Annotated in this window: 23 protein-coding genes; 11 read left to right on the top strand and 12 right to left on the bottom strand. The window is 60.3% G+C overall.

Annotated elements, in window-relative coordinates; all coding sequences use genetic code 11:
* Positions 1-18 precede the first annotated feature (18 nt).
* The 3 genes from dgcA to Q9290_RS01155 form a co-directional block, all read right to left on the bottom strand.
* Positions 19-2,082 carry a dimethylglycine demethylation protein DgcA gene (gene dgcA / locus Q9290_RS01165; protein WP_306077801.1) on the bottom strand — a complete coding sequence of 688 codons (2,064 nt, stop codon included), beginning with the start codon at positions 2,080-2,082 and terminating at the stop codon, positions 19-21.
* Between the two features lie 218 nt (positions 2,083-2,300).
* Positions 2,301-2,831 (bottom strand): 4-vinyl reductase, encoded by a 531-nt coding sequence (locus tag Q9290_RS01160; RefSeq protein WP_306077800.1) that lies wholly within the window; start codon positions 2,829-2,831, stop codon positions 2,301-2,303.
* 21 nt (positions 2,832-2,852) lie between these two features.
* A complete protein-coding gene (locus tag Q9290_RS01155) occupies positions 2,853-3,833 on the bottom strand; it encodes a dipeptidase (RefSeq protein ID WP_306077799.1) in 981 nt (326 codons plus the stop codon).
* Positions 3,834-4,232: 399 nt separating this feature from the next.
* On the opposite strand from Q9290_RS01155, the gene cmoA reads away from it, so the two are divergent.
* From cmoA to Q9290_RS01130, 5 genes are read left to right on the top strand one after another with little or no spacing between them, the layout of a single operon-like run.
* Complete coding sequence (gene cmoA, locus Q9290_RS01150) at positions 4,233-4,961, top strand: carboxy-S-adenosyl-L-methionine synthase CmoA (RefSeq protein WP_306077798.1); 729 nt, start codon at positions 4,233-4,235, stop codon at positions 4,959-4,961.
* Complete coding sequence (gene cmoB, locus Q9290_RS01145) at positions 4,958-5,965, top strand: tRNA 5-methoxyuridine(34)/uridine 5-oxyacetic acid(34) synthase CmoB (protein WP_306077797.1); 1,008 nt, start codon at positions 4,958-4,960, stop codon at positions 5,963-5,965. The genes cmoA and cmoB overlap by 4 nt, the downstream gene beginning before the upstream one ends.
* On the top strand, positions 5,962-6,726 hold the full coding sequence (locus Q9290_RS01140; RefSeq protein ID WP_306077796.1) for an ATP-dependent zinc protease family protein: 765 nt from the start codon (positions 5,962-5,964) through the stop codon (positions 6,724-6,726). The genes cmoB and Q9290_RS01140 overlap by 4 nt, the downstream gene beginning before the upstream one ends.
* 5 nt (positions 6,727-6,731) lie before the next feature.
* Complete coding sequence (locus Q9290_RS01135; RefSeq protein ID WP_306077795.1) at positions 6,732-8,246, top strand: inactive transglutaminase family protein; 1,515 nt, start codon at positions 6,732-6,734, stop codon at positions 8,244-8,246.
* A complete protein-coding gene (locus tag Q9290_RS01130) occupies positions 8,239-9,210 on the top strand; it encodes an alpha-L-glutamate ligase-like protein (protein ID WP_306077794.1) in 972 nt (323 codons plus the stop codon). The genes Q9290_RS01135 and Q9290_RS01130 overlap by 8 nt, the downstream gene beginning before the upstream one ends.
* A 153-nt stretch (positions 9,211-9,363) precedes the next feature.
* On the opposite strand, the gene rluB is transcribed toward Q9290_RS01130, so the two are convergent.
* Genes rluB through rnm form a run of 3 tightly spaced genes read right to left on the bottom strand, consistent with a single transcriptional unit; the run spans position 9,364 to position 11,772 of the window.
* On the bottom strand, positions 9,364-10,299 hold the full coding sequence (rluB, locus tag Q9290_RS01125; RefSeq protein ID WP_306077793.1) for a 23S rRNA pseudouridine(2605) synthase RluB: 936 nt from the start codon (positions 10,297-10,299) through the stop codon (positions 9,364-9,366).
* A gap of 9 nt (positions 10,300-10,308) precedes the next feature.
* The gene (locus Q9290_RS01120) at positions 10,309-10,929 is read right to left on the bottom strand and encodes an L-threonylcarbamoyladenylate synthase (protein ID WP_306077792.1); all 621 of its coding nucleotides are present in this window, start codon (positions 10,927-10,929) and stop codon (positions 10,309-10,311) included.
* Positions 10,930-10,947: 18 nt separating this feature from the next.
* A complete protein-coding gene (gene rnm, locus Q9290_RS01115) occupies positions 10,948-11,772 on the bottom strand; it encodes an RNase RNM (protein WP_306077791.1) in 825 nt (274 codons plus the stop codon).
* A gap of 387 nt (positions 11,773-12,159) precedes the next feature.
* Between rnm and Q9290_RS01110 the strand changes: the two genes are divergently transcribed.
* Genes Q9290_RS01110 through trpA form a run of 6 tightly spaced genes read left to right on the top strand, consistent with a single transcriptional unit; the run spans position 12,160 to position 18,676 of the window.
* Complete coding sequence (locus Q9290_RS01110) at positions 12,160-13,707, top strand: anthranilate synthase component 1 (protein WP_306077790.1); 1,548 nt, start codon at positions 12,160-12,162, stop codon at positions 13,705-13,707.
* Complete coding sequence (locus Q9290_RS01105; RefSeq protein WP_306077789.1) at positions 13,704-14,300, top strand: aminodeoxychorismate/anthranilate synthase component II; 597 nt, start codon at positions 13,704-13,706, stop codon at positions 14,298-14,300. Before Q9290_RS01110 ends, Q9290_RS01105 begins: the two co-directional genes overlap by 4 nt.
* Entirely contained in the window at positions 14,297-15,304 is a 1,008-nt protein-coding gene (trpD, locus tag Q9290_RS01100; RefSeq protein ID WP_306077788.1) for an anthranilate phosphoribosyltransferase, read from the top strand. The genes Q9290_RS01105 and trpD overlap by 4 nt, the downstream gene beginning before the upstream one ends.
* On the top strand, positions 15,298-16,683 hold the full coding sequence (gene trpCF / locus Q9290_RS01095) for a bifunctional indole-3-glycerol-phosphate synthase TrpC/phosphoribosylanthranilate isomerase TrpF (protein ID WP_306077787.1): 1,386 nt from the start codon (positions 15,298-15,300) through the stop codon (positions 16,681-16,683). Before trpD ends, trpCF begins: the two co-directional genes overlap by 7 nt.
* The gene (gene trpB, locus Q9290_RS01090) at positions 16,680-17,873 is read left to right on the top strand and encodes a tryptophan synthase subunit beta (protein WP_306077786.1); all 1,194 of its coding nucleotides are present in this window, start codon (positions 16,680-16,682) and stop codon (positions 17,871-17,873) included. The genes trpCF and trpB overlap by 4 nt, the downstream gene beginning before the upstream one ends.
* On the top strand, positions 17,870-18,676 hold the full coding sequence (trpA, locus tag Q9290_RS01085; protein WP_306077785.1) for a tryptophan synthase subunit alpha: 807 nt from the start codon (positions 17,870-17,872) through the stop codon (positions 18,674-18,676). The genes trpB and trpA overlap by 4 nt, the downstream gene beginning before the upstream one ends.
* A gap of 132 nt (positions 18,677-18,808) precedes the next feature.
* Here trpA and Q9290_RS01080 read toward each other — a convergent pair whose 3' ends face one another.
* From Q9290_RS01080 to Q9290_RS01055, 6 genes are all read right to left on the bottom strand, one after another.
* The gene (locus Q9290_RS01080) at positions 18,809-19,642 is read right to left on the bottom strand and encodes a protein NO VEIN domain-containing protein (protein WP_306077784.1); all 834 of its coding nucleotides are present in this window, start codon (positions 19,640-19,642) and stop codon (positions 18,809-18,811) included.
* Between the two features lie 210 nt (positions 19,643-19,852).
* The gene (locus tag Q9290_RS01075; RefSeq protein WP_306077783.1) at positions 19,853-20,344 is read right to left on the bottom strand and encodes a nucleoside deaminase; all 492 of its coding nucleotides are present in this window, start codon (positions 20,342-20,344) and stop codon (positions 19,853-19,855) included.
* A gap of 163 nt (positions 20,345-20,507) precedes the next feature.
* Positions 20,508-21,593, bottom strand: a complete 1,086-nt coding sequence (locus Q9290_RS01070) for a YkvI family membrane protein (protein WP_306077782.1) — start codon at positions 21,591-21,593, stop codon at positions 20,508-20,510.
* A 164-nt stretch (positions 21,594-21,757) separates the two neighbouring features.
* On the bottom strand, positions 21,758-22,534 hold the full coding sequence (locus tag Q9290_RS01065) for a glucose 1-dehydrogenase (RefSeq protein ID WP_306077781.1): 777 nt from the start codon (positions 22,532-22,534) through the stop codon (positions 21,758-21,760).
* A gap of 11 nt (positions 22,535-22,545) precedes the next feature.
* The gene (locus Q9290_RS01060) at positions 22,546-23,877 is read right to left on the bottom strand and encodes a serine hydrolase domain-containing protein (RefSeq protein ID WP_306077780.1); all 1,332 of its coding nucleotides are present in this window, start codon (positions 23,875-23,877) and stop codon (positions 22,546-22,548) included.
* 298 nt (positions 23,878-24,175) lie between these two features.
* Entirely contained in the window at positions 24,176-25,153 is a 978-nt protein-coding gene (locus Q9290_RS01055; RefSeq protein WP_306077779.1) for a calcium/sodium antiporter, read from the bottom strand.
* Positions 25,154-25,222: the final 69 nt, after the last annotated feature.

Here is a 25,222-nt window from a genome sequence, read left to right as displayed (position 1 = left end):
TTGCCCCCGGCCCCTGACTCAGAAGTCTTTACACAGACGCAGGGCGTCGTAGATGGCGGCGTGGGTGTTGCGCTGAGACACACAGTCGCCCAGGCGGTACAGCAGGTAACCCTGGCCGTGCTGGGCCAGCGCCGGCTGGGGTTTGCCGTCGTACAGGGCTTCCAGCTCAATCTGGCCCTTGTTGACGGCGTCGCCCTTCAGCTCGTAGTAGAGCCGCTCGTCGGGACGAATGCCGTTCTCCACCACCACCTGGTCCACCACCCGCTCCTCTTTCTGGCCGGTGTATTCGTTCTCCAGCACCGCCACCAGCTTGTCGCCCTCGCGGTACACCTTGTGCAGCGCCAGATCGGAGGTCATGATCACCTCACGCTCATAGAGCGAACGGTAATAGGTGGGGAAAGTGGTGCCGCCAATGGCCGCGCCGGGCTTGATGTCGTCGGTGACGATCTCTACCAGGCTGCCTTTGGAGGCCAGGTAGTCGGCCGCCGACATGCCGGAGAATTCACAAATGGTGTCGTACACCAGCACGTTTTTGCCCGGCTCCACTCGGCCGGAAAGGATGTCCCAACTGCTCACCACCAGACCTTCGTCGGCGCCCCACTCGGGCACCTGCTCCAGGAAGGGCGTGCCGCCCACCGCCAGGATCACCACGTCGGGCTGCTCGCCCATGATGGCTGGCAAGTCGGCTGCGGTGTTCAGGCGCAGATCCACCTTGAGGCGAGCCAGCTCCAGGGCATACCAGCGGGTAATGCCGGCAATCTGGTCGCGCTGGGGCGCCTTGGCCGCCAGGGTGATCTGTCCGCCCAGCTCGGGGGCCTTTTCAAACAGCACCACCTTGTGGCCACGCTCGGCCGCCACGCGGGCTGCTTCCATGCCGCCGGGGCCGCCGCCCACTACCACCACCTTGCGAATGGGGCCGTCGGTCTTCTCGATGAGATGGGGCATGCCCAGGTGCTCGCGAGAGGTAGCCGCGTTCTGAATGCAGAGTACGTCGAGGCCCTGATACTGACGGTCGATACAGTAGTTGGCGCCCACGCACTGCTTGATTTGGTCAACCTGACCCAGCTTGATTTTGGCAATCAGGTGCGGGTCGGCAATGTGCGCCCGGGTCATGCCCACGAAGTCGACATAGCCGCCTTCGAGAATGCGCTGGGCCTGGTTCGGATCCTTGATGTTCTGGGCGTGGATCACCGGCACGGTGACCACTTCCTTGATGCCCGCCGCCAGGTGCAGGAAAGGCTCCGGCGGATAGCTCATGTTCGGGATCACGTTGGCCAGGGTGTTGTGAGTGTCACAACCGGAGCCAATGACGCCAAAGAAGTCCACCATGCCGGTGTCGTTGTAGTATTTGGCGATTTGCTTCATGTCGTCGTGGCTGAGGCCGTCCGGGTGGAACTCGTCGCCACAAATACGCATGCCCACGGCAAAGTCGGGGCCCACTTCGGCGCGAATGGCCTTGAGCACTTCCAGACCAAAGCGCATGCGGTTTTCAAAGCTGCCGCCCCATTCGTCGGTGCGCTTGTTAACCCGCGGGCTCCAGAACTGATCGATCAGGTGCTGGTGCACGGCGGACACTTCCACGCCGTCCAGACCGCCTTCCTTGGCCCGGCGCGCAGCCTGGGCGAAGTCGCCGATAATGCGCTCAATGTCTTCCGGCTCAATGGTTTTGCAGGTGGCGCGGTGCACCGGCTCGCGAATACCGGACGGCGACAGCAGGGTGGTCCAGTTGTAGCCGTCCCAGCGGGAGCGCCGGCCCATGTGAGTAATCTGAATCATGATCTTGGCGCCGTGCTTGTGCATGGCGTCAGACAGGTTCTTGAAATAGGGAATAATGCGGTCGGTGCTCAGGTTGACCGAGCTCCACCACTGCTGGGGACTGTCGATCGACACCACGCTGGAGCCGCCACAAATGGCCAGGCCCAGGCCGCCCTTGGCCTTTTCCTCGTAATACTTGACGTAACGATCCGTGGTCATGCCGCCGTCGGTGGCGTGCACCTCGGCATGGGCCGTGCTCACAACCCGGTTGCGAATGGTGAGCTTGTTGATGTTCATGGGTTGAAACAAGGCGTCGAACTGTCCCATCCTGGAATCCTCTTGTACATGCTGCGGGCCCCTGGTCCGGCCCGCTGAAAATTAACACCTGCTCGTGTGAGCGCCTGTTTGTTGCCGTTACTTCCGTCACTCCCGCGTAGGCGGGAGTCCATGCATTTCTGCAAACCGGCGTTGTTGCCGAACCGGTGCTCCATGCCCTGGATACTCACTTCGCGGGTATGACGTGTTGAGGCATGACAGAAGACGTCTTACAGCGGGCTCACCTCAAACAGGCCGTAATCGCAGCCGCTCTGGGATGCGCCTTGCACCTGGCGGGCCTGCGTACGCACCGGGTAACCCTGGCTCTGGGCAATCTGGTCCATGGCGCCCGCGAACCAGCCGGTAAACATGTAATCGACCATGCGATCGACCTTGCCGTACTGGTACACAAAGGCGGAGTGATCCAGGCGTACCCGGGCGGTGCCGGCAGGAATGTCGAGCTGTTCAATGGTGAACAGACCCCAGCCTCGCTGGGACAGGCGCTTCATGTAGTGCTCAAATACCGCATCGCCGCTGATGCCGTGGCACTCGGCCTCTTTTTCACACCAGTGCCAGGCCGACTTGTAGCCGGCCTTGTACAGGATCTCGGCATAGCGCTCGGGGCCCAGCTCTTCCTCAATGGCCATGTGGTTGTTCACAAAGAAGTGACGCGGCACATAGAGCATGGGCAGGGCGTCTGTGGTCCAGACGCCGGTGTCGGCGTCCACTTCAATCGGCATTTCCGGTGCATGTACTGACATGGTTATTTCTCCCTTGATTCCTTATTCGCCCCAGACGTCCTTGAGCACGCGAACCCAGTTGCCGCCCATGATTTTCTCGATCAGGCGCGGGGAATAGCCGTTGCGCAGCAGGGCCTCGGTGAGGTTGGGGAAATCGCCGATGGTGCGAATGCCTTCGGGGTTGATGATTTCGCCAAAGCGGGTCAGGCGGCGGGCGTAGCCCTTGTCGTGGGTCAGCCATTCGAAGAAGTTCTGATCGTGGCCCTGAGTAAAATCGGTACCAATGCCGATGGCGTCTTCACCCACCAGATCCAGCACGTAGCCAATGGCCTCGACGTAGTCGTCGACGGTGGACTCGATGCCTTTCTTGAGGAAGGGCGCAAACATGGTGACGCCCACAAAACCGCCGTGCTCGGCGATAAAACGCAGCTCTGCATCAGACTTGTTGCGCGGGTGGTCCTTGAGGCCGGCGGGCAGGCAGTGGGAGTAGCACACCGGTTTTTGCGAGGCCAGGATCACCTCTTCCGAGGTCTTGGCGCCGACGTGGGACAGGTCGCACATAATGCCGACCCGGTTCATTTCGGCCACCACCTCGTGGCCAAAACCGGACAGGCCGCCGTCGCGCTCGTAACAGCCGGTGCCCACCAGGTTCTGAGTGTTGTAGGCCATTTGCACGATGCCCACGCCCAGCTGCTTGAAGACTTCCACGTAGCCAATCTTGTCTTCAAAGGCATGGGCGTTCTGGAATCCGAGAATAATGCCGGTGCGGCCTTCTTCCTTGGCGGCCAGAATGTCGGCGGTGGTGCGTACCGGACGGATCAGGTCGGCATGTTCCTGGTAATAACGGTTAAAGGCCGCGATGTTGTTGACCGTGGCCTGAAAACCTTCCCACACCGACACGGTGCAGTTGGCCGCGGTCAGACCGCCACGACGCATGTCTTCAAACAGTTCCCGCCCCCAGTTGGCAATGATGAGGCCGTCAATGACAATGGCCTGATTGTGTACTTCTGCTGCGTTTTGCATAGCCTGCCCTTCCTCGCATTCGGTTAACGGTGACCTTTAATTCACCGAATTCAGGGGCAGTCTAGCCCGCACGCTACCGGGCGCTGTGGCTGAAAACGACAGAGGCATAGTCAAAAACGTCATGGTTTGTATGGAATACGGAAGACCGTGTATTTCTGCGGATTGGGCGGGTGCGCGCATTGGGCTGAACGTTTGTGGGCAGGGGGGGGGTTGGGCACGTCAGTGCAGCGGCGCAGCTCGGACCATTCTCCTCAATGTCACGGACCATCCAGAGACAGCATAAAAAGAATTTGTCGCACCGAATGGCGCCCATCAAGACAACCCATTGCGCTTCTTTTACAATAGCCTCATTCCGCGCGGCAATACGGCCGTAAGCCAGAGTTCGATATTCACAACGCCATGCAAGAAAAAGATCATATCTTCGCCGCCCCCATTGCCCGGCTGGGCGACTTCTGTTTCGACCACCAAGTGGCCGAGGTGTTTCCGGACATGATCAAACGATCCGTGCCCGGTTACTCCAACATCATTTCCGCCATCGGCATGATGACGGCCCGCTTTGCCCGGCCCAATACCCAACTCTATGACCTGGGCTGCTCGCTGGGCGCCGCCACTCAGGAGATGCGCCGCAACCTGAGTCAGCCCGGCTGCCGCATTGTGGCAGTGGACAACTCCGCCGCCATGGTGGAACGGGCCCGCACCCACCTGGCCGCCTTTCGCTCCGACGTGGAGGTGGAGCTGCAGGAAGCGGACATCTGCGACCTCACCATTGAAAACGCCTCCGTGGTGGTGCTCAACTTTACCCTGCAGTTTATTGCGCCCGACCGGCGCGAGGCCCTGCTCAAAAAAATACATGACGGCCTTAATCCCGGCGGCGTGCTGATTTTAAGCGAGAAGTTTGTCAGTGAAGACGACACTGTCAACGAGCTGCTGATCGATCTGCACCACGACTTCAAGCGCGCCAATGGCTACAGCGAGCTGGAAATCAGCCAGAAACGCACGGCGCTGGAAAATGTACTGCGCCCCGACTCCTCCGAGCAGCACAAGGCCCGGCTCAAGGGCATTGGCTTTGCCCATGTCGACATGTGGTTCCAGTGCTTCAACTTCGGCTCCATGGTGGCCATCAAATGATCGACTTCAGCGACTTTTATCAGCAAATCGCCAAAAGCCGGCTCAGCCACTGGCTGCACTGCCTGCCTGCCCAGCTGCACGACTGGCAAAAACAGCACCAGCACGGCGATCTGGCGCGCTGGAGCCGGGCCCTGCACAAGCTGCCCGCCATTCACACCAACCGCATCGAGCTGAAAGACAGCGTCGCCATTGGCCAGCCCGGCGAAGTGTCGGAAGGGGAACAAAAGAAAATCAACAGCCTGCTGGGCCAGTTCCATCCCTGGCGCAAGGGGCCGTTCGAGGTGCACGGCATTCATATCGACACCGAGTGGCGCTCCGACTGGAAATGGGAGCGACTCAAGCCCCATATCAGCCCGCTGAAATACCGCTACGTGCTGGATGTAGGCTGCGGCAGTGGCTATCACCTGTGGCGCATGATAGGCGAAGGGGCCGAAATGGCGGTAGGCATAGATCCGTCCCAGCTGTTTCTGTGCCAGTTCGAGGCCATCAAACACTTCGCCAATGGTTATAAAGGGATCCAGGTATTACCCTTAGGCATAGAAGAACTGCCCGAGCTGCGCGCCTTTGATACTGTCTTTTCCATGGGCGTGCTGTATCACAGGCGTTCCCCCATCGATCATTTGCTGCAGCTCAAGGCCCAGTTGCACGACGGCGGCGAGCTGGTGCTGGAAACCCTGGTGATCGACGGTGACGAGCACCAGGTACTAGTGCCCGGTGAGCGCTACGGCAAAATGCGCAACGTCTGGTTTATTCCCAGCAGCGCGGCCCTGGTAGGCTGGCTCAACAAATGCGGTTTTGAAAATATTCGGGTGGTGGACGAAAGCGTCACCACCCTGAACGAACAAAGACGCACCGACTGGATGCGCAACGAATCGCTGGCGGACTTTCTCGATCCGAACGACCCCGGCAAAACCATTGAGGGATACCCGGCCCCCAAGCGCGCCATCATCATCGCCAACAAGCCGGTAGACCCGCAACACAGACCACAAGAGAGTAAAGGATGAACAAAGCGGCCCTGTCACTGCTGATGCCCCTGTTGCTGAGCGCCTGCGCCGGCCACTTTTCCAACTCCGAGCCCGAGCCTCAGCCCGTAACCGAACCCGAGCTGAATGTCGCGCTGGCTGGCCAGGAAGCCCGGATGATCACCGCCATGGAGCAACAAAACACGCGGCTCAGCACCAATCATCACGCCTTTATGACTGCCCTGCAGCAGGAAATCCGCAACCTGAAAAAGCAGGTGATCGCCACCCAGCCGGCGCCCACTCCCGCCCCGGTCGATGAGCGCGCCCCCGACAACACCCCCGATAACGAAACCCGAGACGGCAAACTGATCGTGGGGGAAGCCGAAAGCGTGTGGCTGGATGCGGTGGACGACCTGTTTCCCGCCCGTATCGACACCGGCGCCACCACCTCGTCGCTCAGCGCTCAGGACATCACCGAGTTCGAACGCGACGGCAAGCCCTGGGTGAGCTTTAACATGGCCCACGAAGGTGTGGACGAAAAGCTGCCGGTGGAAGCGCCCCTGGTGCGCTATGTGCGTATTCGCCAGGCCTCGGCCGAAGAAACCGAGCGCCGCCCGGTGGTGGAGCTGACCCTGCGCCTGGGCCGGCTGTCGGAAAAAACCGAGTTCACCCTCACCGACCGTTCCCAGATGACCTACCCGGTGCTGCTGGGGCGTGAGTTTCTCAAAGACATCGCCGTCGTGGATATTGCCCGCCGTAATGTGCAGGGCAAACCCCGGCGTCCCAAACCTTCCAGCGAGTAAAGTCCATGTACTCACGCAAACCCTTTTATCTGATTGTGGCAGCCCTGTTCCTGGTGGGACTGGCGCTCATGCTGCACCGCCATTTTGTGTATGAAGTCCCCTGGCTGCCCGGTGAAAAGCGCCAGATCTGGTCGGTGGAAGCCAAGGTTGAGTTCGAGGCCAATGGCCGTCCGGTGAAGGCATCGCTGGCGGTGCCCGGCAGCCAGCCCGGCTTTACCCTGATGAACGAGTCCGCCGCCTCTCCCGGCTACGGCCTGTCGTTTGTGCAGACCGAAGGCGGCACCCGGGCCGAGTGGTCCATCCGCTCTGCCAGCGGCCATCAGGAGCTGTATTACAAGGTCGACATGATGCTCGACCCCTTTGCCAAGGGGCCCATCGGCAACGCACCGCCTCAGGTGACCACGGTGGAAGTGGCCGAACCTTATGCCACCGCCATGGATCAGGTACTGACCCTGGCCGAGGAACGCTCTTCAGACAACATCACCTTTACCCGCGAGCTGCTCAAGGAGCTGAACAGCGGTGGCCAGAACGCCGAACTGCTGGCCCAGCACAAGTCTTCCGGTCCGCTGCTGCTTGAGATGCTGCACCGTGCCGGGGTGCCGGCCCGGCTGCTGAAAGGGCTGCAGCTGGAAGACGGCCGTCGGCGCCAGCCGCTGGTAGACGTGGTGCAGGTGTATGACGGCGAACGCTACGAAATCTTCAACCCGGCCACCGGCGATCAGGGTCTGCAGGAAAACCTGCTGCTGTGGGAATACCACTCGGCCCCGGTGCTGGATCTGGTGGGCGGCAGCAACTCCAGGGTGAGCTTCTCCATGCTGGAGCAGGAGCAGCCGGTGAACGTGGCCCTGGCCAAGAAGTTTGATCAGCCCGACTGGATCAATGTGTCGCTGTACAACCTGCCGCTGGAAGAGCAGGCGCTGTTCAAGGGCATACTGCTGATCCCCATCGGGGTACTGGCGGTGGTGTTCCTGCGCATTATCGTGGGGGTGAAAACCTCGGGCACCTTTATGCCGGTGCTGATCGCCATGGCCTTTATTCAGACCAGTCTGCTCACCGGCCTGGTGGGTTTTCTGATTATTGTGGGCACCGGCCTGGTGCTGCGCTCCTACCTCTCCCACCTCAATCTGTTATTGGTGGCGCGAATATCGGCGGTGATCATCATGGTCATCGGCATGATCGGCTTTTTCAGCATTGTCGCCTATCAGCTGGGCCTGACCGAGGGCATGAAGATCACCTTCTTCCCCATGATCATTCTGGCCTGGACCATAGAGCGGATGTCGGTGCTGTGGGAAGAGGAAGGCCCCAAGGAAGTGATCAAGCAGGGCGGCGGCTCCCTGGTGGTGGCGGTGATGGCGTTTCTGGCCATGAACAACGAGCTGATCCGTCACCTCACCTTCAACTTCCTCGGCCTGCAGCTGGTGGTGATGGCGGCCGTGCTGGTGCTGGGCAACTATACCGGCTATCGCCTGACCGAGCTCAAGCGCTTCAAGCCCCTGGCAGACGAGCTGAAACATGATTAAGCAACTGCTGTCCAAATATACCTCGCCCTTTACCCTGCACCGCCTGGGGATCATGGGCATGAATCAGCGCAACATTTCCTATATCAGCCGCTACAATCCGCGGCGGCTGTATCCGCTGGTGGACGACAAGCTCAAGACCAAGCAAATTGCCCTCGCCGCCGGCGTGACAGTGCCGGATCTGGTGGGGGAAATTCAGTACCAGCACCAAGTGACTCACCTGTGGGACATGGTCAAGGACTGGCCGGGGTTCTGTATCAAGCCCGCCAAGGGCTCGGGAGGCAAGGGCATTACGGTGATCGTGGATCACGACCGCACACGGTTCACCAAGCCCAGCGGCAAGACCGAGACCATCGAGGATCTGGAACGACACGTGTCCAACATTCTGGCCGGCCTCTATTCCCTGGGCGGCAAGCCGGATGTGGCGCTGATTGAAGCCCTTATTAACTTCGACGATGTGTTTGACGGTTTTTCCTACGAGGGCGTGCCCGACACCCGGGTGATCGTGTTCAGGGGCTTTCCCATCATGGCCATGATGCGGCTCTCAACCCAGGCGTCAGACGGCAAGGCCAACCTGCACCAGGGCGCCGTGGGCGTGGGCCTCGACATCAACACCGGCCGGGCCATTCGGGCGGTGCAGTTCAACGAGCCGGTGCGTTACCACCCGGATACCGGACGGGATCTGTTTGAACTGAAAGTCCCCTACTGGGAGCAGCTGCTGAGCCTGTCGTCATCCTGCTACGAGATGTCAGGCCTGGGCTACATCGGCACCGACATGGTGCTCGACAAGCAAAAGGGTCCCATGCTGCTGGAGCTGAACGCTCGCCCGGGGCTGGCGATACAAACCGCCAACGCCGCCGGCCTGCTGCCCCGCCTGCGCAAGATTGAAAAACTTGGCAAGAAGATCACCCTGACCCCGGAAGAGCGCGTAGCCTTCTCCCGCAAGGAGTTTGCCAGCGAGTTGTGAAGGTTGATGAGGCGATAAAAAAACGGCGCCGGGTTTAAACCCGGCGCCGTTTTTTGTGCAATAACCCCCTCCCAGCCTTCACCCTTAAACAAGGGGGAGGAACACCAGATTCCCTCCCCTTGGCAAGGGGAGGGTCAGGGCGGGGTTTGTAGCTTACATCCGCGTTTTGCGCTTCTGCTTCTGCCGCTGGGCCGGCTTGGGGCCGCGGGAGCCGGTGGGGGCCGGTTTTTTCGGGGCGGCACCGGTGCCGGCGCCCTTGACCCGGGTATTGTGCTTGCGCACTGCCTTGCGAATGCGGGCTACCTGCTTGTAGCGGTCGGGGGCATTCACATCCACCTTGCTTTCCTGCTCCGGGGGCAGGCCCACTTCCTTGCGCAGATAATTCACCTGATCCAGCGGCAGCTCGGCCCAGCCGCCCCGGGGCAGGTTTTTAGGCATTTCAATCTTGCCGTAGCGTACCCGCATCAGCCGGCTGACCTGCACGCCCTGGGATTCCCACAGCCGGCGCACTTCCCGGTTGCGGCCTTCCTTCAGAGTAACATGGAACCAGAGGTTCATGCCCTCGCCGCCGGTGTATTTCAGGGTCTCAAAGCGGGCCTCGCCGTCTTCCAGCATCACGCCCTTGCGCAGTCGCTGCAGCATGGCCTCGTCCACCTCGCCAAACACCCGTACCGCGTATTCCCGGTCGATTTCGTGGCGCGGATGCATCAGCCGGTTGGCCAGCTCACCGTCGGTGGTAAACAGCAACAGGCCCGAGGTATTCACGTCCAGCCGGCCCACGGCCACCCAACGGGCGCCCTGCAGCCGGGGCAGACGGTCAAACACGGTAGGCCGGCCTTCCGGATCCTTGCGCGTACTCACCTCGCCTTCCGGCTTGTGGTAGGCCAGAACCCGGCACACGATGTCGCTTTCGGCCTGGGTTTCCACCAGGTGGCCGTCCACACGAATTTGCTCGTTACCGGCGACCCGGTCGCCCAGCACCGCCACCTTGCCGTTGACGCTGACGCGGCCCTGGCTGATCAGACCCTCGATTTCCCGGCGCGAACCCTTGCCGGCCCGGGCCAGCACTTTTTGCAGTTTTTCAGTCATGTCGTTCACTTATTCAAAAGGAGCCAGTTCGCCCGCGCCTTCGCGCACGATCACCGGGGTATCATCGTACAAATCCACTACCGTGGTGGGCTTTGAATCGATCACGCCACCGTCGATGATGAGATCCACGACTTTTTCCAAGCGGTTGCGAATATCAAAGGGATCGTATTCCGCCTCGGTTTCACCGGGCAAAATCAGACTGCAGGACATCAGCGGCTCGCCCAGGGCTTCCAGCAGGGCCAGGCTAATGGCGTGATCCGGCACCCGCAGGCCAATGGTCTTGCGCTTGGGGTTCTGCAGCCGCTTGGGCACTTCCTTGGTGGCGCGCAGAATAAAGGTATAGGCTCCCGGCGTGTTGTTTTTCATCAGCCGGAAGGCGCCGTTGTCGACCCGGGCATAGGCGGAGAGCTCAGAGAGATCCCGGCACACCAGGGTGAAATTGTGCTCCTTGTCTATCTGGCGAATGCGGCAGATACGCTCCATGGCGTTCTTGTCGCCCACCAGGCAGCCGATGGCGTATCCCGAGTCGGTGGGATACACCAGCACGCCGCCCTGACGGACGATGGCCACCGCCTGATTGATCAGCCGTGGCTGGGGGTTGTCTGGATGAATTTCAAAAAACTGACTCATGATTCCTCCCGGAATGATTTACAGAAAGCGCTCCCATACGGGCGTCGCCTCTTTGGGCAGCCACAACTGGCGGCCCAGTTCCCGCCACTGGCTGGGAAAATGAAAATCGGAGCCCACCGAGGCATCGAGCCCGTACTCCCGGCTCCACTTACCCAGCGTGGCACGTTCCTGCGGGCTTTGCTGAGCCATGGAAACCTCCATGGCATCGCCGCCGGCCTCGGCAAAGGCGGTGAGCATTTTGCGTACCCACTTGTTCGACAAATCGTAACGGGTGGGGTGCGCCAGCACCGCCACTCCGCCCGCCGCCTGAATGGCACCGATGGCCTCGGCCAGAGAGCACCAGTCCGGCGGCGCATAGCCGGTATTGCCCCGGCTCAGAAACTTTTTAAACACCTTTCCCATGGAGTCGGCCGCGCCCTGCTCCAGCAGCCAGCGCGCCATGTGGGTACGGGTAATGGCCGCCTCGCCGGCGATGCCCTTGGCCCCCTCATAGGCGCCGGGAAAACGGGCCTTTTCCAGCCGCTCTCCCATTAACCGGGCGCGGGCATCGCGCCGGGCGGCCTGCTCGCCGAGCAGTTGCACCAGGCCCTCGTGGCCCGGGTCCAGGTTCAGCCCCACCACGTGGATTTCCTTGTGCTCCCACAGCGCCGAAATCTCAACCCCGGCCACCAGACGAATGCCGTGCTCGTCGGCGGCGATCTCGGCCTCGGCCAGTCCCGCCACCGAATCGTGGTCGGTCAGTGCCAGCACATCCACCTCTTTTTCAGCGGCCCGGGCCAGCAGCTCACTGGGGCTCAGGCTGCCGTCGGAGGCGGTGGAATGGCTGTGCAGGTCGATGCGCATAAAAAAATCCTGTGATCGGGCTTGACTTGCCCCCGCAAATATCGTTTAACTGTATCCAGTTTTTCGATTAGCGAGATTGAGCGCCATGTTGCAGCAAACTTCCACTCTGACCATTTGGTGGTGGCACACTCCCTGAAGCGGGTGTGATTTGCTGTATTCGTTCAACAGTCTCAGCGAAACATGAAAGCCCGCAACTCTGCGGGCTTTTTTATTATCCAGCAAAAGGTAACGTGATGAAACCGACCTTTCTCAATTTTTGGCGATGGCAACCCGAAAACCGGCATGTTCAGCAACCGGCATTCGCGTCCGTTACCGACGACGACATTGCCAGCCAGGTCATCAGACAGATCCCTGATGATCAGCATTAACACATAAGGAATACTCCAAATGGCGCAAGGTCAGCTCCACGTTTTATTGCAAGATGCACCCTATACCGATGATCCCCTGGCGTTATACGCCGCCCTCAGCCAGCCCGGCGACAACAGTCTGCTGCTGGAATCCGCCGAAATTGACACCAAGGCGGGCACTCAAAGTCTGCTGATGCTCGACGCCTGTGTGCGCCTGGTATGCCGCGGCCGCACCGTTACCCTTACCGCCCTCAATGCCAACGGCCTGCCCGCCCTTGAACTGATACAGCACGAGCTGGGCGGCGAGCGCACCGACACCGAACTCACCGTGATCCTGGCCGAGGCCGACGCCAACCTGGACGAAGACAGCCGGCTGAAGGCGCCGTCCGTACTGGAAACCATTCGGCTTATTCTCACCCGCTTTACCGCTGACCAGGGCCAGCAGCATCTGTTTATGGGCGGCACCTTTGCCTATGACCTGATTGCCGCCGTGGAGCGCCTGCCCGAGGTGACCGAGGGCATCAACCACTGCCCCGACTTCTGTTTTTACCTGGCAGAAACCCTGATCACCCTGGATCACGTGAAGGAACAATGCCACCTGGCTGCCTGCGCCTTTGACTCAGGCGAGCAGGAGCGGCTGCAGGCCCGCCTGAATACGCTTACCACCGCCTGTGGCGAACACCACGACAGCCCGCAAGCCAACGCTGTATTAAATGGCAAGGTCACCACCAACAAGAGCGACGCCGAGTTCCGCGCCGACGTGGAACGGCTCAAGGGCAACATTGTGGCCGGTGACATCTTTCAGGTGGTGCCCTCGCGCTGCTTTACCCTGCCCTGCCCCAGCCCTCTCGCGGCCTACGGCAAGCTCAAGCAGACCAACCCCAGCCCCTACATGTTTTATGTGAACGATGAAGACTTCATTCTGTTCGGCGCCAGCCCGGAAAGCTCGGTGAAGTTTGACCATCACGACCGCCAGGTGGAAATGTACCCCATCGCCGGCACCCGCCGCCGGGGCTTTAACCCGGACGGCAGCATCAACCTGGACCTGGACGGCCGCATCGAGCTGGATTTGCGCCAGGATCAAAAGGAAACCGCCGAGCATCTGATGCTGGTGGACCTGGCCCGCAACGACATTGCCCGCATCAGCGAGCCCGGCAGCCGCTATGTAAAAGATCTGCTGAGCGTGGATCGCTACAGCCACGTCATGCACCTGGTGTCCCGCGTTGTTGGCACCCTGCGCGCCGACCTCGACGCCCTGCACGGCTACCAGGCCTGCATGAACATGGGCACCCTGACCGGCGCCCCCAAAATCCGCGCCAGCGAGCTGATCCGCGAGGTGGAAGGCCAGCGTCGGGGCAGCTACGGCGGCGCCGTGGGCTATGTTAACGGCCTGGGCGACATGGACACCTGCATCGTGATCCGCTCCGCCTTTGTCAGTCAGGGCCTTGCCCACGTGCAGGCCGGCGCCGGCGTGGTGTACGACTCGGATCCGCAATCGGAAGCCGACGAAACCCGCAACAAGGCGGCGGCGGTGCTCAATGCCATCGCCCTTTCCCATGGCACCACACTGGCGGAGGTGAGCGCATGAGCCAGACCATTTTCCTGCTCGACAACTACGACTCCTTTACCTACAACCTGGTGGATCAGTTCCGCGCCCTGGGTGCCACGGTCAACATTTACCGCAATACCGTGCCGGTAGCCCAGCTGCTGGCCGCCATGGAGCAGGCCGACAACCCGGTGCTGGTGCTCTCCCCCGGTCCGGGCCAGCCCAGTGACGCCGGCAACATGCCGGCGCTGATTGAACAGTGTCTGGGTAGGTTCCCGATGCTGGGCATCTGCCTCGGTCATCAGGCGCTGGTGGAGCACTACGGCGGCCGGGTGGAAAGCGCCGGTGAAATCAAGCATGGCAAAAGCTCGCTCATCAGCCACAGCGGCGAAGGCGTATTTGCCAATCTTGCCAACCCGCTGCCGGTAGCGCGCTACCACTCGCTGGTGGGCTCAGCCATCCCCGCCGGCCTCGAAGTGATTGCCGACTTCAATGGCATGACCATGGCAGTGCAGGACACAAGCCGCCGGGTACTGGGCTTTCAGTTTCATCCCGAATCCATCATGACCACCGACGGGGCCCGCCTGCTGGCCCAGAGTCTGGAATTTATTACCGCCAAGGAGAACGCCGCATGAGCCAGGCCATGGAACAACTTTACCGGGGCGAAAACATCAGCCGGGAACAGGCTCACGCCCTGTTTGAGCAGGTGATGAACGGCGACATGGATCCCATCGTGCTGTCTTCCCTGCTCACCGCGCTGAAGATAAAAGGCGAAACCTCCGACGAGATCGCCGGGGCCGCCGGCGCCCTGCTGGCCGCCGCCAAGCCCTTTCCCCGCCCCGACTATGCCTTTTGCGACATCGTCGGCACCGGCGGCGACGGCATGAACACCATTAACGTGTCCACCACCTCGGCGCTGGTGGCCGCTGCCTGCGGCATCAAGGTGGCCAAGCACGGCAACCGGGGCGTGTCCTCCAAGTCCGGCTCATCCGATCTGCTGGAACAGTTCGGCATTCGCCTGGACTTAAGCCCGGAACAGGCCCGCCGCTGCCTGGACGACACCAATGTGTGCTTTTTGTTTGCGCCCCACTACCACGGCGGCATTCGCCATGCCATGCCGGTGCGCCAGGCCCTGAAAACCCGCACCATCTTTAACGTGCTGGGTCCGCTGATCAACCCGGCCCGCCCCAGCTTTATGGTGCTGGGCGTATACAGCCCGGCGCTGGTGCGCCCCATTGCCGATACTCTGGTGGCCATGGGGCTGGAACGCGGCATGGTGGTGCACGGCAGCGGCCTGGACGAAATTGCCATTCACGGCACCACCCACATTGCCGAGATCAACGGCGACAGCGTGACCGAATATGACATCACCCCCGAAGAGCTGGGGCTGGAGCGCCACGACCTCAGTGCCATCGAGGGCGGCGAGCCGGCGGAGAACCGTCAAATCACCGAGGCCCTGCTGGCGGGTGAAGGCACCCTGGCCCAGCAAAGTGTGATTGCCATGAACGTGGCGCCGCTGCTGGTGATGAGCGGTCAGGTGGAAAATCTCAAGCAGGGCGTGGAGCGGGCGCTGTCCGTGTTAAGATCCGGCCGTGCCATGGATGTAGCCAAACAACTGGCGGAGTTGAGTCAATGCTGAATACAGTGCTCGGCAAAATCGTTGCCGACAAAAAAATCTGGGTAGAAGAGCGCAAACAAAGTCAGCCGCTGGCGAGCTTTGAAGCCACTCTGGTACCCAGTGATCGCCCCTTTGCCGAGGCCCTGGCCGCCGGCAAGCCGGCCTTTGTTCTGGAGTGCAAAAAAGCCTCGCCGTCCAAGGGCCTGATTCGGGAAGTGTTCGATCTGGACGCCATTGCCGGCGTCTATGGCCGCTATGCCACGGCTATCTCGGTGCTGACCGATGAGAAATACTTTCAGGGCCGCTTTGAGTTTGTCACGCAAGTGCGCAACCAGGTGACTCAGCCGGTGATCTGCAAGGACTTCATTATCGACCCCTATCAGATCAAGCTGGCCCGTCACCACAACGCCGATGCCATTCTGCTGATGCTGTCGGTGCTGAATGACGAAGAGTATGCATCGCTTGCCAAAGTAGCCGAGTCGCTCAATATGGGTGTGCTCACCGAGGTGATCGACGAGAACGAAGTGGCCCGCGCCCTCAAGTTGGGCGCCAAAGTCATCGGCATCAACAACCGCGATCTGCGGGATCTGAGCATAGATCTCGACCGTACCAGGCGGCTGGCGGCGCTGATCCCCGACGACCGTATCGTGATCTCCGAATCCGGTATTTATCATCATGGCCAGACCAAAGCCCTGTCGGCCCATGCCGACGGCTTTCTGGTGGGCAGCTCTCTGATGGCCGAAGACGATCTCGATCTGGCGGTACGCCGGCTGATCCTCGGCGACAACAAGGTCTGCGGCCTCACTAGCCCGGAAGACGCCGCCGCCGCCCATGAGGCCGGCGCCGTGTATGGTGGTCTCATCTTTGTGGCCAAAAGCCCCCGTTGCGTGAATGTAAGCCAGGCGCGCAATATCATGGCCGGTGCTCCGCTCCACTACGTGGGCGTGTTCCAGAACCCCCCCGTGGATGAGGTGGTGGCGACCGCCCAAGAGCTGAACCTGGCCGCCGTGCAGTTGCACGGCGACGAGAACGACACCACCATCGATGTCCTCAAGGCACGGCTGCCCGGCGTGGCGGTGTGGAAAGCGGTGGCAGTCAGCAATGCGCTGCCGGCACTGCCCGAGCACGCCGACCGGCTGCTGTTCGACACCAAAGCCGGCAACCAAAGCGGCGGCACCGGCCTCGCCTTTGACTGGGCGCTTCTGAACGACATCGACAAGGCCAGTGCCATGCTGGCCGGGGGCCTCACCCCCGACAACGCCGCCACCGCCGCCGCCCAGGGCTGCCGCGGCCTGGACTTTAACTCCGGCGTGGAAAGCGCCCCCGGCCAAAAAGATGCCGGCAAACTCAAGGCGGCCTTTGCCACCCTCAGACATTACGGACGCAGGACACAGAAATGAGCTTACTGAACCCCTTTTTTGGTGATTTTGGCGGCATGTATGTGCCGCAGATCCTGATGCCGGCCCTGCTGCAACTGGAGCAGGCCTTTGTGGACGCCCAGCAGGATCCGGAATTTGACCGCGAGTTTCGCGAGCTGCTGGCGGAATACGCCGGCCGCCCCACCCCGCTCACCCGGGTACGCAACCTGGCCAGCAACACCAAGACCCGCATCTACCTGAAGCGGGAAGATCTGCTCCATGGCGGCGCCCACAAAACCAACCAGGTGCTGGGCCAGGCGTTGCTGGCCAAGCGCATGGGCAAGAAACGCATTATTGCCGAAACCGGTGCCGGTCAGCACGGCGTAGCCACCGCCCTGGCCTGTGCCCTGATGGGCATGGAATGCATCGTTTACATGGGTGCCAAGGACTGCGAGCGGCAAAAGCCCAACGTATTTCGCATGGAGCTCATGGGCGCCAAAGTAGTACCGGTGCATTCCGGCTCCGCCACCCTCAAGGACGCCTGTAACGAGGCGCTGCGCGACTGGACAGCCAACTACGACACCACCCACTACATGCTGGGCACCGCCGCCGGTCCGCACCCTTTCCCCACCATAGTGCGGGAATTTCAGCGCATGATTGGCGAAGAAGCCAAGGTACAGATTGTGGAGCACGAAGCGCGCCTGCCCGACGCAGTCATCGCCTGTGTGGGCGGTGGCTCCAACGCCATTGGCATGTTTGCCGACTTTATTGAAGAAGACAGCGTCAAGCTGATTGGCGTGGAGCCGGCGGGCAAGGGCATTGAAACCGGCGAGCACGGCGCCACGCTTGGGGAAGGCACCAAGGGTGTGTTCTTTGGCATGCTCTCCTTGATGATGCACGACACCGATGGCCAGGTGGAAGAGTCTTATTCTGTGTCCGCCGGTCTCGACTTTCCCTCGGTGGGCCCCCAGCACGCGTTTCTGGCCACCACCGGCCGGGCCCAGTATGTATCTGTAACCGACGACGAGGCCCTCGACGCCTTTCAGGCCCTGGCCCGTTCCGAGGGCATTATTCCGGCGCTGGAGTCGTCCCACGCCCTGGCGTATGCATTAAAAATGGCCGAAGCCGAGCCGGAGAAAGAACAAGTATTGGTGGTTAACCTGTCCGGTCGTGGCGACAAGGACATCTTTACCGTTGCCGAGATCCTGGAGCACAAAGGAGAAATGAAATGAGCCGCTACCACCAGCTGTTTGAGCGCCTGAACGCCGCTGATGAAGGCGCCTTTGTGCCCTTCGTGACTCTGGGTGACCCCACCCCCGAGCATTCGCTGAAGGTGATCGACGCCCTGGTCGCCGGTGGCGCCGATGCCCTGGAGCTGGGCATTCCGTTCTCCGATCCGGTGGCCGATGGCCCCACCATTCAGGCCGCCACCCTGCGCGCCCGGGAAGCCGGCACCAACTCGCAAATCTGCTTCGACATGCTGACGCAAGTGCGGGAAAAATACCCCGAGCTGCCCATTGGCCTGCTGGTGTATGCCAACCTGGTGTATGCCCCGGGCATGGACAGCTTCTACAGCCGCGCCGCCGCCGCGGGAGTGGATTCGGTGCTGGTGGCCGACGTGCCGCTGGAAATGGCCGGGCCCTTCAAGGCCGCCGCCGACAAGGCCGGTATTGAGAGCATTTACATCGCCCCGCCCAACGGCAGTGAGGCCACCCTCAAGGCCGTGGCAGAAACCGGCTCCGGCTACACCTATCTGCTGAGCCGCGCCGGCGTGACCGGCACCGAAACCAGGGCCGGTACCCCGGTAGACACCCTGCTCGCCACCCTGGCTAAATATGATGCTCCGCCGTCGCTGCTGGGCTTTGGTATCTCCAGCCCCGAGCAGGTGCGCGACGCCATCAAATCCGGTGCCGCCGGCGCCATCTCCGGCTCTGCCGTGGTGAAAATCATTGAACAGCACCTGGACCAGCCCCAGGCCATGCTGGATGCGCTGACCGCCTTTGTGAAAGAGATGAAGGGCGCAACGCGGAAGTAAGACGTTCGACGTAAAACGTGAAAAAAGCGGCGCTTGGGTTAATCCCGAGTGCCGTTTTTTATTGGTGCGCGGGTCTTGTCCCTGATAGGGGCGGCTCGCCCGCAATTTGCCGCAAAGCGGTAATGAGAAAGCTCAGCCAACCACGGCCATAAACTCTGTTGGTTTGAGGTTACAGACACTTGCTAAATCACCAGTCAAATGGAACATTTTTGGTTTAGTGTTCAGCTCAAAAACTCGATATAAAAAGTACCTATTTGCATTTTTTTGTGAAAATCTCAACTCATTCGGAGTCACAAAAAAAGGAATGCTTTTTCCGTATTTCGTTGCTTTTACTTCGATAAACTTATCAGAACCGTCCTGATTGTAAGAACGAATGTCATATCCAGCAGAAGGCCCTTCGGTTCGAGCAACATGCTCAATCCTGTCAGCCAAAAAACCTTTACTCAATCTCTCAAGCCTTTCTTTTTCATAGGCAAGAACAAACGCCTCACCAAGATCACCGATGACCTGATTGCGTGCTTCCCGCTCCAAATAATTTATGTTATTGGCATGATAGTTAGCTTTTACTTCGCTTATCTTGTCTTTCTTCGGCGGCTCTTCCAACACGGCTTCAAAGTCAAGCTTAGGCAAGCCAGCAGGTGATTTTTTTACATCCACCTCCAGCAACCGATGCAACTCAAACCTTTGAGCAACAAGATGGGAAACAACCTCCGGCAGCAGGGAACGCTGAAAGTTATAAAGGGGCTTATAACCATTGATGTATGGAATTCCCATACCAATTAAAACGGCACTGATATTTTGATGTTTTGACTCAATAGCTCGCTCACTACGGGCGTCGAGCTTGAGCTGTAAGTTCCTTCTGTGCTCAGTTTTATTATATTTCTTGCCTGTTAGCTCTACAAAGAGCATATCCAGGTAGTCTGCAACCGTTGCTTCTACTTCAGCTCTTGACCACCCTCTAGACATCCCGCCTCCAAATTATTAACCCTTATCAAAAAGGACTCGATTGGTTCGCTCGATTATAGTGGGTAACCACTTTACTACAAGAAAATATGAATACGTCACTGACGCACCCGCTGCCGGTGCGTTTATTCCGGGAGTTCAGTGTATTGAAGGGGTAAAAGAATGGGCCCCCGCCTTCGCGGGGGCGACGTGAAAGGGCCAGGTAGCTGGCGGTTAGTCCTTGCTCTCAATCCCAAAATACTGCCGGTGCAACTCTCGGATTTCCTCAGACAGCTCCGGCACCGGGCCGGCCACGGGAATGTCGGGCGCCACTTCGTTGATGGTCAGCGCCTTTACCGGTGAGGCGGGCAGGCCCCATTGCTCGCACCAGACGGCAAACTGGCCGGCGGAGCTGGCAAACACTATGCGACCCAGGCCGGCCCAGGCGTGGGCCGCGGAGCACATGGGGCAGTGTTCGCCCGAGGTATACAGAGTAGCGCGGGAGCGTTCGGTTTCGTTCAGGTGCTCCGCAGCCCAGCGCGCCAGCACAATTTCCGGGTGCCAGGTGGCCTCACTGGTGTGAATGCGGTTTCGCTCTTCCGCCAGCACGGCACCGTCGGCCGATACCAGTACAGAGCCAAAGGCCATGTCGCCTTCGCTCAGGGCTTCTTCGGCCAGCTCTACACAACGGCGCAAATGGCGCAGATCCTGCTCGGATATGGTCATGATGGTCTCCTTTTGGCCAAACCGGGTTTTAACGGAACTGAGCCATAAGGTACTGAAGAAAGAGAAGGTTTAAAAGTGAGAGAACGTACGGGGCGAGTGAATGGAAGTACTTCGTCAGCGCTAATGCAGGCGGCCAGGGAGTTCCGGGCCGCCTGAGCTCAATTTAATCGTTGCCGGCCAGAGGCTGCAGCTTGCCGGCAAAGTCGGCACGCTTCAGCCGCAGCGGCGCATACATGAGTGCGCCAACCAGGAACAGGCCCAGATAGCCGATCAGCGGGTAGAAGAAGGCCACCAGCTGAGTAAAGCCGGCAAAGCTGGCCACAAAGCCCACCACCAGGGTAGCAATGCTGAAGCGGTTGGCTGCCGGAGTGCGCATTTCCACAAAACGGGCGACAAAGGCATAGAACATGCTGGCACCTGTGCTGAAGATCATGCCAAACAGCACAAAGGCCATGGCCTTGGCCAGCCAGGGCGAAATGCCGTCGATGATCTTCAGCAGCGGCAGGGCATAGCCGGCCACCTGGTCAATTTGGGAGAACATGGCCAGGTGGCTGATCATGATCATTACCCCTACCCCGGCGCCGCCCAGCAGGCCGCCCCAGCGGGCAATGCGGGCATTGGGCTCGGCACCGCCCATCACCAGTGACATGGCCGCGCCCACGGCAATATTAAACGACACATAGTTCACCGCCGACACCAGCCAGTGCGGCAGGGTGGACTCCACGCTTTCGGCAATGGGCGCCAGCTCTTCAAAGCTGCGCTCCATGGTCAGCAGGCTGTAAATGCAGATGAGGATCAGCGCCAGCACCAGAAACGGCGTTATGCTGCCAATCAGCCCCACTACTCGCTGCACGTTCAGCATCAGGGTGGCCCCCATCATCAGGGTCATCAGCACGCTGCCCACAAAGGGGGCCAGGCCAAACTGCTGATGCAGGGTAGAGCCGGCGCCGGCGATCATCACCACGCCCACACCGAACAGGGTAAAGATGATCACGCCATCCACGATCACGCCGAGGTAACGGCCACTTATCTGATAGACCACGGTTTTATGAGAGCGGGTGCGCGTGCGGCTGCCCAGCCAGGTGAGCATCATGCCCAGATAGGCAAACAGGGCGGTGGCCACCACGGCGGCGGCCGTGCCCAGGTAACCGAAGCTGGTGAAGTACTGCAACACTTCCTGACCGGAGGCAAAGCCCGCCCCTACAATAATGCCAATGAATGCACTGGCGATTTTAATGATATTCCACATGATCGTCTGTTAATTCCTTTTCAATCCAAAATACAACAACACTAATGGTCAAATAGGCAACATATGCTTTTGCCACATAACAAAGCCGGCGACCTTAACAGAGGTCGCCGGCCTGGGCCATCACACCTTGGTCGAAAGGAACAACAAGAAAGTAACAATGTGACTCAGTCCAGGGTCTGTACGCCACCGCCATTCACAAACAGGGTCTGGCCGCTTACCCAGCGGGACACGGGGGCAGCAAAATAGAGCACGGCACCGGCAATGTCTTCCGCCTCGCCGAGGCGTTTAAGCGGGGTATGCGCCAGCATGCGCGCCTCGATTTCGGGCGTGAGCACAGAAGCCAGGGCATCGGTGCGAATGGCACCGGGGCCCACGGCGTTCACGCGAATGCCTGCGGGGCCGTAGTCAAAGGCCAGGTTGGCGGTCATGTGGTTGATGGCGGCCTTGGACGAGGCATAGGCACTGATGGCCGGGCTTTTGTTGATGGAGCTCATCGACGACATATTGATGATGGAGCCATAACCGGCCTTCTCCATGTGCGGCGCGCACAGCTGGGCCAGCCGCCAGTTGCTGAACACGTTCAGCTCAAAGGTGCGGGCAAATTCTTCAACGGTGAGAGTGGCCGGGCTTTCACGGCCGGCGCCGCCGCCGCCCACGTTGTTCACCAGAATGTTGATGTGGCCGAATTCCGCCAGGGTCTGGTTCACCAGCCCGGTCAGATCGTCGTCCTTGGTGACATTGCAGGCCACGGCCAGCGCCTTGCCGCCTTCTTTGCGAATTTCCTCGGCGGTGGCCTCGGCGGCCTCAAGCTTCAGATCCGCCACCACCACACTGGCGCCATGGGCGGCCAGCATCTTGCTGCAGCCCTTGCCAATGCCGTTGGCGCCGCCAGTGATAATGGCCACCTTGCCGGTGAGGTCAAACAATTCAGCAGGTTTCATAAGGGCTCCTGTTACGGTGTTTTGAGGGAAATTAGATGGTCCGCCACCGCCTGATACGCCGGCAACGAGTAGGGATCGTTGGCACCGTTGGCGGCCACCGGATGAGAGGCAAAGCGCACCAGCACCATCTCGGCGGCGGGATCAATGTAAATGGTCTGGCCGTGTACGCCCCGGGCGGCAAAGGCACCATTGGCGTTATGGGTCATCCACCACATGTTGCGGTAAGACCAGCCCTTGAGCTTGTCGTAGCCGGCCCTGGCAAAGGCGTCTTTGCTGCCACCACGCTGAATGTCGTCAATGGCTGCGGCGGGAATAAGCTGCTCGCCCTGCCAGCGACCCTTGTTACGCACCAGCTCACCAAAACGGGCCATGTCGCGCAGACCGGCACTCAGGCCACCGCCGGCAAAGGGCGTGCCCAGCTCGTCTACCTGATAGTAGGCGCCCTGCTCCATGCCCAGCCGGCGCCAGATGCGATTCGACAACAATTCGGCCACCGACTGGCCGCTGACCCGGGCAATCACCCAGCCCAGGGCGTCACTGTTTACGGTTTTGTAGCCAAAGGCTGCACCGTGCTCGCCCTGCTTTTGCACCCCGGTCAGGTATTCGAAATAGCCCACCGGACCGGTGTAACCTTCCGGCTTGGGCCAGGGGCTGCCGGCGGCGGAGTATTGCCATACCTCAGCGTTGGGATCGGCGTAGTTCTCGCTGTATTGCAGGCCCGTGGTCATGTCCATCAGCTGGCGCACGGTGGCATCACCAAAGGCGGAGTCTTTCAGCTCGGGCACATACTCAGTCACCCTTTGGGTGTCGTCCAGTTTGCCTTCCGCCACCAGCACAGCGGCGAGCAGGCCGGTCACCGATTTGGTCACCGACATGGCGGCGTGCTGGCCGTCTTCTTTCAGGGCGCCGGCGTAGCGCTCGTACACCACCTCGCCCCGGTGCAGCACAATCAGGCCGTCGGTGTAGTTGCGGTCAAAGGCGTCGGCAAAAGTCATGGGCTCGCTGCTGCCCCAGGGAATAAAGCGCAGCTTGTCGATCAGCGGGTCGAGACGATAGCCCAGCGGCACCGGTGCGCCCAGTCCGCGAGAGACCGCCACCGTGGGCATGAACTCGCGCATATGGGCCACGCTGTAGCGCAGGGCGGGAAATTCAAAAAAGGAGCCGTCGGCGGCGCGCAAGCGTTTTTCCGCTGGTGGCGGAAAGCCCTGCATCCAGCCCAGCGTATTGGGGTCGCTGTCTTTGGCGGAAAGGGGGGCCGCAGCCGGTTGAGAAAACGCCGGCAACGCCAGCAGGGTGCAAAGTAAACCGGCGGTAGCCCGCCCGGTGAAGGTGAGTCCGGTCATGGTTTCTCCCGCGCGAGATTGGGGGTGTTCGGGTGAGTATAGACTCGAGCGCAATTGAAGCCGACGGGGAATGCGGGGAGAAACGCCCATTTTGGGCTGTTTAAAACGAGAAAGCGCCCTTGCGGGCGATTCAGACTGCGGATCATCTCTCTGTAGCACTTCTGCAAAGGCGGGAGCCCAGTGCCATATGTTCTGGATCTCCGCCTTCGCGGAGATGACAACAAACCGTTAAACGACTGAGCGCCCTTACGGGCGCTAATGCAGGCGAGCCGCCTGCTCTCCAACGGTATGAAGAATCTTACGCGGCGGTAATCACATTACCCGCCAGCCAGCCGGTGTAGGCCAGGTACACCGCCAGCAAAAAGGCACCTTCAAAGCGGTTGATGCGCCCGGGCCGGCCGCGAAAACCAAAACCCAGTACGAACAGCGACAGGGTCAGGGCAATCATCACCACAAAATCACGGTTGATCACCTCCGGCACCACTTCCAGCGGGTGAATAACACCGGCCAGGCCCACCACCGCCAGAGTGTTGAACAGGTTGGAGCCAATCACGTTGCCAATCGCCAGATCGTGCTCGTTTTTGCGAATGGCGGCAATGGATGATGCCAGTTCCGGCAACGAGGTGCCGATGGCCACTATGGTCAGACCGATGATCAGATCGCTCACGCCAAAGGCCTGGGCCACATTGACCGCGCCCCACACCAGAATGCGCGAGCTGACAATGAGCAGCACCAGGCCGGCCAGCAGCCAGAACAGCGCCTGTTTCAGGCTCATCTGGTTTTCATTCAGTTCCTGTTCCTGCTCACCGGCCATGGGATCGTGACCATCCTGCAGGCCGCGGCGAATGCTCCAGGCCATGAGCAGCACAAACACCACCAGCAGCACCACGGCATCGGTGCGCCCCAGCCAGCCGTTCCATACCAGGCTGAGCGACAGCAGGGTAAGCAACAGCAGAATGGGCAGTTCCTTGCGCAACACTCGGGACTGCACGGCAATGGGGCTTATCAGCGCCGTTACCCCCAGAATAAGGCCGATGTTGGCGATGTTGGAGCCATAGGCGTTACCCAGCGCCAGCCCGGGGTTGCCTTCCAGCGCCGAGATAATGGACACCACAATTTCCGGGGCCGAGGTGCCAAACCCCACGATCACCATGCCAATCAGCAACGGCGGCATGCCTGCATAGCGGGCGGTGGCCGAGGCGCCGTCCACGAAACGATCGGCACTCCACACCAGCACCGCAAGACCCAGTACAATGGCGGCAACGGACATCAGCATGAAGCAGTTCCCCCTTGAACAGGGGCAGAAAAAGAAAGTAACAGGCTAGACAGGTTCATAAGCGCTCTT

Source organism: Oceanimonas aquatica (assembly GCF_030732065.1).
In the GTDB taxonomy this organism is placed as follows: domain Bacteria; phylum Pseudomonadota; class Gammaproteobacteria; order Enterobacterales; family Aeromonadaceae; genus Oceanimonas.
Note: the sequence above shows the minus strand (reverse complement) of the source record. Positions and strands in the feature narration are given on the sequence as shown.